Origin of the sequence: Tatumella ptyseos ATCC 33301 (assembly GCF_000735525.1) — a bacterium.
Taxonomy (GTDB): domain Bacteria; phylum Pseudomonadota; class Gammaproteobacteria; order Enterobacterales; family Enterobacteriaceae; genus Tatumella; species Tatumella ptyseos.
Window position 1 is genome coordinate 1 of record NZ_JMPR01000015.1, and the last position, 8,483, is coordinate 8,483.

General features: G+C 52.9%; 6 protein-coding genes, 1 tRNA gene, 2 other RNA genes and 1 pseudogene. 7 read left to right on the forward strand and 3 right to left on the reverse strand.

Annotation, left to right across the window (positions count from 1 at the left end; genetic code table 11):
- Window positions 1-114 precede the first annotated feature (114 nt).
- The 3 genes from GTPT_RS03900 to GTPT_RS16925 all read left to right on the forward strand — a co-directional run bounded on the left by GTPT_RS03900 (window position 115) and on the right by GTPT_RS16925 (window position 477).
- A tRNA-Pro gene (locus GTPT_RS03900) sits at window positions 115-191 on the forward strand.
- A 30-nt stretch (window positions 192-221) separates the two neighbouring features.
- Window positions 222-334: non-coding RNA, RtT sRNA (locus GTPT_RS16920), on the forward strand.
- 30 nt (window positions 335-364) lie between these two features.
- Window positions 365-477: non-coding RNA, RtT sRNA (locus tag GTPT_RS16925), on the forward strand.
- An 86-nt stretch (window positions 478-563) separates the two neighbouring features.
- Here GTPT_RS16925 and GTPT_RS03905 read toward each other — a convergent pair.
- Entirely contained in the window at window positions 564-1,376 is an 813-nt protein-coding gene (locus GTPT_RS03905; RefSeq protein ID WP_029991721.1) for an SDR family NAD(P)-dependent oxidoreductase, read from the reverse strand.
- 76 nt (window positions 1,377-1,452) lie between these two features.
- On the opposite strand from GTPT_RS03905, the gene GTPT_RS03910 reads away from it, so the two are divergent.
- From GTPT_RS03910 to GTPT_RS17420, 4 genes and pseudogenes are all read left to right on the forward strand, one after another.
- Window positions 1,453-2,058: a TetR/AcrR family transcriptional regulator gene (locus tag GTPT_RS03910; protein WP_029991720.1), complete on the forward strand. Its 606-nt coding sequence runs from the start codon at window positions 1,453-1,455 to the stop codon at window positions 2,056-2,058.
- A 1,120-nt stretch (window positions 2,059-3,178) separates the two neighbouring features.
- Entirely contained in the window at window positions 3,179-3,430 is a 252-nt protein-coding gene (gene yefM / locus GTPT_RS03915) for a YoeB-YefM toxin-antitoxin system antitoxin YefM (RefSeq protein WP_029991719.1), read from the forward strand.
- Window positions 3,427-3,681, forward strand: a complete 255-nt coding sequence (locus GTPT_RS03920) for a Txe/YoeB family addiction module toxin (RefSeq protein ID WP_025904159.1) — start codon at window positions 3,427-3,429, stop codon at window positions 3,679-3,681. The genes yefM and GTPT_RS03920 overlap by 4 nt, the downstream gene beginning before the upstream one ends.
- A 160-nt stretch (window positions 3,682-3,841) precedes the next feature.
- A pseudogene (locus GTPT_RS17420) lies at window positions 3,842-3,970 on the forward strand (IS3 family transposase); the annotation flags it as partial.
- Between the two features lie 614 nt (window positions 3,971-4,584).
- On the opposite strand, the gene GTPT_RS03925 reads toward GTPT_RS17420, so the two are convergent.
- Window positions 4,585-5,445: a formylglycine-generating enzyme family protein gene (locus tag GTPT_RS03925; protein ID WP_029991718.1), complete on the reverse strand. Its 861-nt coding sequence runs from the start codon at window positions 5,443-5,445 to the stop codon at window positions 4,585-4,587.
- A 3-nt stretch (window positions 5,446-5,448) separates the two neighbouring features.
- Window positions 5,449-7,710: a hypothetical protein gene (locus GTPT_RS03930; protein ID WP_029991717.1), complete on the reverse strand. Its 2,262-nt coding sequence runs from the start codon at window positions 7,708-7,710 to the stop codon at window positions 5,449-5,451.
- Between the last annotated feature and the right edge of the window lie 773 nt (window positions 7,711-8,483).

The window sequence follows — 8,483 nt, forward strand, 5'->3', positions numbered from 1 at the left end:
AAGGTGGCGGAATTGGTAGACGCGCTAGCTTCAGGTGTTAGTGTCTTAACGGACGTGAGGGTTCAAGTCCCTCTCTTCGCACCAGGCAAAGAATAAGAAAGAGATGCAGTATTTCGGCGAGTAGCGCAGCTTGGTAGCGCAACTGGTTTGGGACCAGTGGGTCGGAGGTTCGAATCCTCTCTCGCCGACCATATTCGAAGAAACCCGCTCCGGCGGGTTTTTTTACGTCTGTAGTCAACAGGATGAGAACCTCCGAAGGAGGTTTGAGCCGAGCGAAGCGAGACAACGTTGCGCAGCAACGGCCCGAAGGGGAATAATCCTCTCTCGCCGACCATATTTTAAGAAACTCGCTCCGGCGGGTTTTTTTACATCTGTAGTCAACAGGATGAGAACCTCCGAAGGAGGTTTGAGCCGAGCGAAGCGAGACAACGTTGCGTAGCAACGGCCCGAAGGGGAATAATCCTCTCTCGCCGACCATATTTTAAGAAACCCGCTCCGGCGGGTTTTTTTACGTCTGTAGAAAGTTTAAGGCGCTTGTTAAGCGGGGTCTTACCCTCCACGTATTATTCAGCCGGAATCGCATGAGAATAGCGCGGTGCCGGAATACCGGTTTGCGTAGCGCCGAACAGTGCTTCCTGTGCCTCATCGTAAGCCGTCCAGAGAGCAGTATCGTGGACCGATGGAAGCGTAACCTTCTCACCTGCATCGAAACCAGCAAGCGCGGCATCGACCAGACTTTCGGTAGTCATAACAACCGACGGATCGAAAGCTGAAAGCGGGACACCGGAATGTTCATAAAACTCAGTCGCCGTCCCTGCAGGCAGAACAGCCTGAACACGGATATCTGTTTCCGCCAGTTCAGTTTGTAACCCGCGACTGAACATCAGTAAATAGCTCTTAGTAGCGCTGTAAAGTGTCGTGACAGGCAGAGCATGGAATGCCATTACCGAGGATACGTTGATGATACTGCCTGCATTCCGCCCGATGAATGCAGGCAGTATAGCGCGAGCCAGCCGGGTGGGTGCTACGATGTTGAGCGCTATCGTAGAGGCTGTATCGGCATCAGACATAGCAACGGTACCACTTAGCTTGCCATTGCCTGCATTGTTCACGAGCACGGCTATGCGTTCATCAGATCGCAGAACGTGCTCGACCTGTACCAGGTCATTCTCTACGGTCAGGTCGGCTTCGATCACCTGGACGTTTATCTGATACCTGGCTGACAATACCTCTTTCAGGTTCCGTAAGCGTTCGATCCGACGTGCAACCAGTATAAGGTCATAACCCCGCTTAGCCAGTCGATCGGCGTAAACGGCTCCGATCCCGGAAGACGCTCCGGTAATAACAGCTACAGCATTTATTGATGGTGATGGCATAGAACCTCCTATTATTTAATGACCATTAAAGAATAGGCGATTGATTTGTACTGTCAAACATTGTTAAATGATCTTTATGAAATTATCAAAAGATAGACAGTCTGGTCGGCCACGTGGATTTGATCGGGAAAAAGCATTGGATACTGCCATGCGCTTGTTCTGGCGATATGGCTATGAGGGGGTTTCTTTCCAGCAGCTTACGGCCACATTAGGTGTCGCAGCACCAAGCTTATATGCTGCGTTCGGTAACAAAGCTGCGCTCTATCGTGAAGCGCTGGACCGATACGAAGAACTTCGGGGAACCACAGACCTTTCATTTATGGATAAGACGGTATCTCTGCGGGATGCTATTTACCTTCTGCTCGATGGCACAGCACGGGGATTACTCGACCCGGAAGGTGAGATCGGCTGTATGCTCAATACCGGTATGATTACCAGTCATCCTGACAATACCGATCTGGCGAAGGAACTTGTTCAGCGTCGTTATGAATTTCGATGCTTACTCAGGGACAAACTACTTAACCGGGTATCCATACAAGAGGCCGAGCGCCTGTCCCTTTTCATTACAGTCGTAATGCAAGGTTTGGCCATTCAGGCCCATGATGGGTACACCCTGACAGAACTGCAAGAGGCTGTAGGTGTTGCGCTCGAAGCGATACCTGCCGACCCCACTATTATTTAAAATAAAGATTCAGTTATGGATGTCTTTTTCTTCCCGCACCAAAGTCAAAGTAAAGACTTTATGTAGCTTACAGGCATCGGGAAAAAGTTATTTCCTATTCATTGCTGTCCAGCTTTCCTTTTACTGTAAAAAACACACCTGCTTTTCCGCGGATGCCAACACCGTTGCCCGGTCGCCCGCAGCGGATTACAGATAGCAAGCCTTACCACAAAGCGAACGGAATATTCACCGTGCTGATAATAAAAAACTCCTCCGGTTTCCCGTGTATCCGCTCTGAGCAGATTCCGCCCGTCATACGTGAAGTAGTTTCAGTTGGCGCATGGCGGCGGCCGGGTTAAGACCCGAAGGCGCGGGCCTTAACAATCCGCGCCTGGCGCAGGTCCTCGCTGTCCCCTCACTTATCGCTCCGGCCTGACGGCCCGCCCGGATTCGCCGTCCGGGCTCAGCCGTGCTTTCGCCGGCGTCCCTGCCGGCTCTGCCTGGCCGTCACTCTGCGTTCGGCGCTGCGGATAGCGCCCCAAAACCTTCTATCCGGGCATCGCCACTGTCCTTCGGTTTTAAAACAAAACCACAATCCGCTTTTCCGCGGATGCCAACACCGTTGGTCGGGCGACATCGCATCGCTGAGCGAGTGAATGTGGCCAGGACGAGCCGCATGGACGCGGCGAGAGGTCATGCTGAGCAGGAGCGAATCATGACCGGTCCGTAAAGGACATATGAGTGAGTGAAGGTACCGCGCAGCGGCGGGCAGGTTTGTCGCAAGGCAGGGAGTGCAGAGGGCGCGGCCTGGCGCCCTTTGCCCGGTCGCCCGCGGCGGGGTGCAGGCAGCAAGCCTTACCACAAAGCGAACGGAATATTCACCGGTCTGATAATAAAAAGCTCCTCCGGTTTCCCGGTTATCAGCTCTGAGCAGGTTCCGCCCGTCATACGTGAAGTAGTTTCAGTTACCGTGTTAAGGTCCCAAACCTGCTATCAGCCGTTTTTATGCCTTACCCCGTAAAAACGGTCTCAGGGCGTCTGAGGTGGTTCACGTAACGGGTGTTATGGCAAATACCGTTTTACAAGCAACCACTTTAATTGTACATTGAAATGTACAATGATATTGATGGAAGTATGTAAAATGAAAGCTGTCAGCTACAGTGAAGCACGTCAAAATCTCTCTGCAACAATGATTCAGACTGTTGAAGATAGATCCCCTATCCTGATCACCCGGCAGAACGGTGAATCATGTGTGTTGATGTCTCTTGAGGAATTCAATTCACTTGAAGAAACCGCTTATTTATTGCGCTCTCCCAAAAATGCCCGCCGACTAATGGATTCAGTCGATAGCCTGAAAAATGGCAATGGTGTAGAAAGGAATGTCATTGAGTGAAACTGATTTGGTCTGAAGAAGCGTGGGAAGATTATCTTTACTGGCAAAATGCGGATAAAAAGACAGTTAAAAAGATCAATGAACTTATCAAAGATGCCAGCAGAACTCCGTTTGAGGGGAAGGGTAAACCAGAGCCACTTAAATATAATCTTGCGGGGTTTTGGTCCCGAAGGATAACGGCAGAACATCGATTTGTTTACGCTGTAAGCGATGATTCTCTGTTGATAGCATCTTGCCGTTATCATTACTGACTGCCCACTACATCCGTCGTTTAGTGTTTTTCATAGTTTGCTCAAATACCTGCTGCGCTACGGTCATCTTCCCGAAAGACCGCTGTGTTCAGCCGTAGAATTTTCTCGTAGTCTGAACTGAGTAGATTTCTATGAAAAAATCACGTCTTACAGTCAGATTATGGCCATTCTGAAACACGCCGGGGCAGGAACGCCGGTGCCCGGATTGTGGTGCGAACATAGCATGAGCAATGCCAGTTTTTATCAGTGGCGTTCACGTTTCGGCGGAATTCAGGCGTATGCTGTTTCCGGTTTTTTGGTGGTTGATACGGATTTTATCATTTGAGTCACCTCTGATTAAGAGTTTACTCACTTAGTCGCGTGCCCACCAATGCCAGGTAAGATCAGCCTGCCTGAAAAAAAAACGAACGGAATACTCACTGTACTGATAATAAAAAACCGCAAACAAACTGAATATTCCTTTTCTGAGATAAAAAACAATAACCAGATTCCTTACCCATAGACCTGAGACAAAAATCCCCCCGATTGTCTCCGGGAACACATCCCGGCGAATTATCGCGATATCGCACCGATGAGCGAATGAATGCGTCCAGGACGAGCCGCAGACAGGGGCGCAGCGTTACGCTGAAAAAATGCAGGCAGATCGGGCAGCGGTGCGCCAGGAGGGGGAGTTCACCGGGTCAAGGCCCGGGCCGTTCCTGCGCTGAGGGGATACGTCAGTCCGTTTTTTTGACGGTTTCGTCCTGAATTCAGGATGAAGCCTGCCGTCAGTCACTCCGGTGCATACCCCTGAAAATCTCTCAGCGCGATTCCGGAGAAAGATACATTTATATAGCTCAGGGCTGAAAATCGTGCTGAGTGCATCCGGGGCGGTGCCGGTAAGGGGGGTTATGTTTAATTTCATCACTTCAAAGGACTGTTCTCCACGCAGCGGAATTCCGAACCCCATTCGCTATCTGGCTTTTTACTGTTGCGGGTTATCGTATAGGAATCAGTGCCGGCAATAAGACCCCTACGTACTTTTTTCTCACCGGATGCCGGCCCCTGCGGATCGTTTTCGGGTGAATGACTGTAGTAGTCTTTCGCATACCAGTCTTTTACCCAGTCAGCGCCGTTTCCCATCATGTCGTAGAGACCAAGAGGATTGGGAGGGAAACTACCGACAGGTTTTTTGTGCATGCTGGAGGTAAAGTTACGGGCGTTGTCGTAATCGTAGTACCAGCGGTTAGTGCTGTTACCGTAAATCAGAAACTGTCCCCTGCTGCGGGCGGCGTATTCCCACTGCGCTTCGGTGGGCAGGTCCATGCTGCGGTTACTTACTTTCCCTAGCCACTGGCAGTATTCGCGGGCGTCCTGCCAGCTTGCCGTGGCAGGATATATTTCCCCCAGCGCAGCTTTGTCTTCTTTACTGAAATATTTTCCCTGAAAAATCGTCTGGTAGATGACGTTCTTATCCCGCCCCTGAATAACGAGCCAGCGATTAAACTCTCCCCAGGTGACGCGGTATTTCCCGATACGGAAGTCGGACAGCGTAACCGGATGAAGGGGAGTGTCCAGGTCGAAGTTGTAGGGCAGTTTTTCAGCCACCAGAGGGCCAAAATCTCCCATCTGAAACTCACCGCCTTTCACTGTCACCAGATTATCCAGTGAAGTACGGACCAGTGCGTCCTGGTCGGCTTTATTTTTTTGTTCATCACGACAGCCGGTGATGACGACCAGAACCAGTGCTGTCAGGCTAAGGCGTGAAAGAGTCTGTCCGGTCATGGTTTATCGTCCGTGTTGGGTAATGATGTAGGTGGTACAGCTGTGCAGGAGTGACGGTGACACAGGCGTGAGGGGGAGCATGAATTCGTTCGAGTGACCCGGAGAAACTGCGGGGGCATCCGGCAAATGGGTGTAAATGGCGTGCAGATTTTCCGCGTAGTGGCTGGGGGTGATGATGACCTTCGGTGCGCCCGGAATGAACCTGGCATCGTATCCGTATTCACGCGGTTGCTCACCTTTAGCCAGAAACATGATAACGCGGCCCTCGTTGGCTTTCCAGTCGCCTTTTTCGCCAATCGTGGTGGAAAGGTGCTGCATGATATTCTCGTACTCACGCTTTGACTGCACCCAGCGCAGGACGGCAAGAATAGCGCGCTTCCGGCTGGCAAAGGTGGTGCCGCCCTCGCAGGCTTCCCCCCGATGGCTGGCCGGACTGGCAACTTCATCCCAGAAACTGGTCTCAATCAGGGCGGCGATGGCGGCACCTTTGCTTTCCGGCGGGGCGTATTTCAGGTAGTCATCATTATCGAGTATTTTTTCCATCAGCCTTACGCGGGCCTCCTTATTGTCCCAGCCCATTTTTAATGAATCAATGATTTCATCACCGGCATCAATGACTCTGTTCAGACTGTACATGCCTGCGAGTAACGGGATAGCACAGAAGTAACGATAATCATCTTCCAGCATGATACTCATCAGGCGGGTGTAGTCGGCATTGCGCAGCATGTAGGTGAAGCAGGGCATAAATTCGTCCATGATGGCCTGCCCGTCGACATCTAAAGCCACTGAGCCTTTTGCGCCGAGGCCGTAGCAGATGCCGCCTTTAATCAGAATGCGAACCTTGCCGTCCGTCCAGCTGAATTTCATGCTGCCGCTCGTACCCAGGCCGGCCTGTCCTGTTACACCTACAGCCACTTTTGCCAGGGAGGTGAATTTATCACTTCCCTTACCGGCCTGGTCGGGGTTGAGCCAGACCATTTTTCCGGTGAGATTGGTCCCGACTTCCGCACCGGCAAACAGGCTCAGTTCTGCACCAGGCTTTACTTCTTCTGCTGCTTTTGAAATATCAACATTGCGCCATTGCCCAGGCGTGCCGGTCGGCGTGGCCTTGACGGGGAGTCCCTTTACCACATTCCCGGAGAAGCTGACACCGGCCTCGATACCCAGACTGGCCCCGATACTGCCGGACAGGGCCAGTTCGAAATCAAAGCGCAGAATGCCGAGCAGCCCCATGCCGCCACCGGGGATGCGTGCCGGGTCCAGCGGGTAGCAGATACGGGTTCCGGCATAGTCAGGCCAGTAAACTTTTGCGGTACTTTTCGCTTCGGCCAGCGCAAGGCTGGCGTAGGCGCTCAGTTTTCCGCTGGCCGTGGCGGTGGGTTTTACCTTACCGGTGCGGATGTCGTATTCAAACGGGTTCAGGGAGCCTTTGAGGCCGGCGCCGTAGGTCCAGCGCATCAGCTGGGCCTGTCCGTCAAAAACGATGTTGCCGCTTTCCGATTCAGCATGTTCTTTCAGGCTGTCATTCAGTTCTCTTGCCCAGTCCGTGAGTACATCCACATGGTCATCAATCAGCTTCTGTTCCCGGACGGTCATGGAGGGTTTTACTTTTGCCAGCTGTGACTTCAGCTTCTCCGTATCGATTTCCTGCCGCGTACGGGTGACGCCATCTTCACCGGTATGACTGACGGTTTTCATAAAACTCTTTGTCGCCGGCTGTTTTTCGCCGTCGTTCAGTCGATAGCGCCGCCAGTGACTGCGGATTTTATCGGAGCGGACATAGGTGTAACGCCCGCCGCGGTAGCCTTTGCCCCGGATTTCGATCATCTCCATAATGCCGATGGCACTCTTTTTGGCGTTATCATCCAGCAGTGTGGCCTGCGGAAGCTGGCTGGCCGGGGTGAGATCCTGAAGCTCGCTTCTCAGCGCTCCGATGGCCCCGTCGAGCTGCTGATATTCCTGTTTCAGCCGTGATTCGAGGCGGTTGCGCTCAGCGACCTGATGCCAGTCGAGGCGGGTAATTTGCTGCGTGAGGTCGTCAATGCGCAGTTGAGCATCGATACGGGTAGCCAGCAGCTTTTCCAGCCGGCCATGCTCCCGCTCAATGGCATCGTTATCACAGGCATCAACGGCAATCAGGCTTTCGCTGTCGGGATGAAAATAGAGTGCGGGTCCAAAGGTGCAGTATGCTGTGACGCCGGTGGACTGTAATTTCAGGCGGGTGGTTGTTGTATTGTTGCCGGCGGGTGTGGTCTGGTTAGTCATTTATCATCCTTGCATTCGTGAAGTAACCATGTGAACTGAAGGGATTATAAGATGGTTTGGCTGTATAAACAAAAAGCAGTCAGCGCCGGGGAAAAGTGAGGGCTGTGGCCTGTATTTTACAGGATCGTAAAAAGATCCTCTTGAGGTCGTTTATTCGCCAGACGACGCCATCAACAGAATTCATAGTCAGGTCGTGTCTGAGTGGATGCCAGGATCCCCTGTGCCAGTGCTGTTGTGTGAGGTCAAATAGTACCCTGACAGGGTCTGCGCGAAGCTGCTTCACCCGGTGTCGTATTGTAGTGGAGCCTGCGTCAGTAGCCTCCGGCCTGACGGCCCGCCCGGATTCGCCGTCCTGGCTCAGCCGTGCTTTCGCCGGCGTCCCTGCCGGCTCAGCCTGGCCGTCACTCTGCGTTCGGCGCTGCGTATAGCGCCCCAAAACCTGTTCTCCGGGCATCGCCACTGTCCTTCGGTTTTAAAACAAAACCACAATCCGCTTTTCCGCGGATGCCAACACCGTTGGTCGGGCGACATCGCACCGCTGAGCGAGTGAATGTGGCCAGGACGAGCCGCAGGGACGCGGCGAGAGGTCATGCTGAGCAGGAGCGAATCATGACCGGTCCGTAAAGGACACATGAGTGAGTGAAGGTACCGCGGAGCGGCGGGCAGGCTTGTCGCAAGGCAGGGAGTGCAGAGGGCGCGGCCCGGCGCCCTTTGCCCGGTCGCCCGCAGCGGATTACAGGCAGCAAGCCTTACCACAAAGCGAACGGAATATT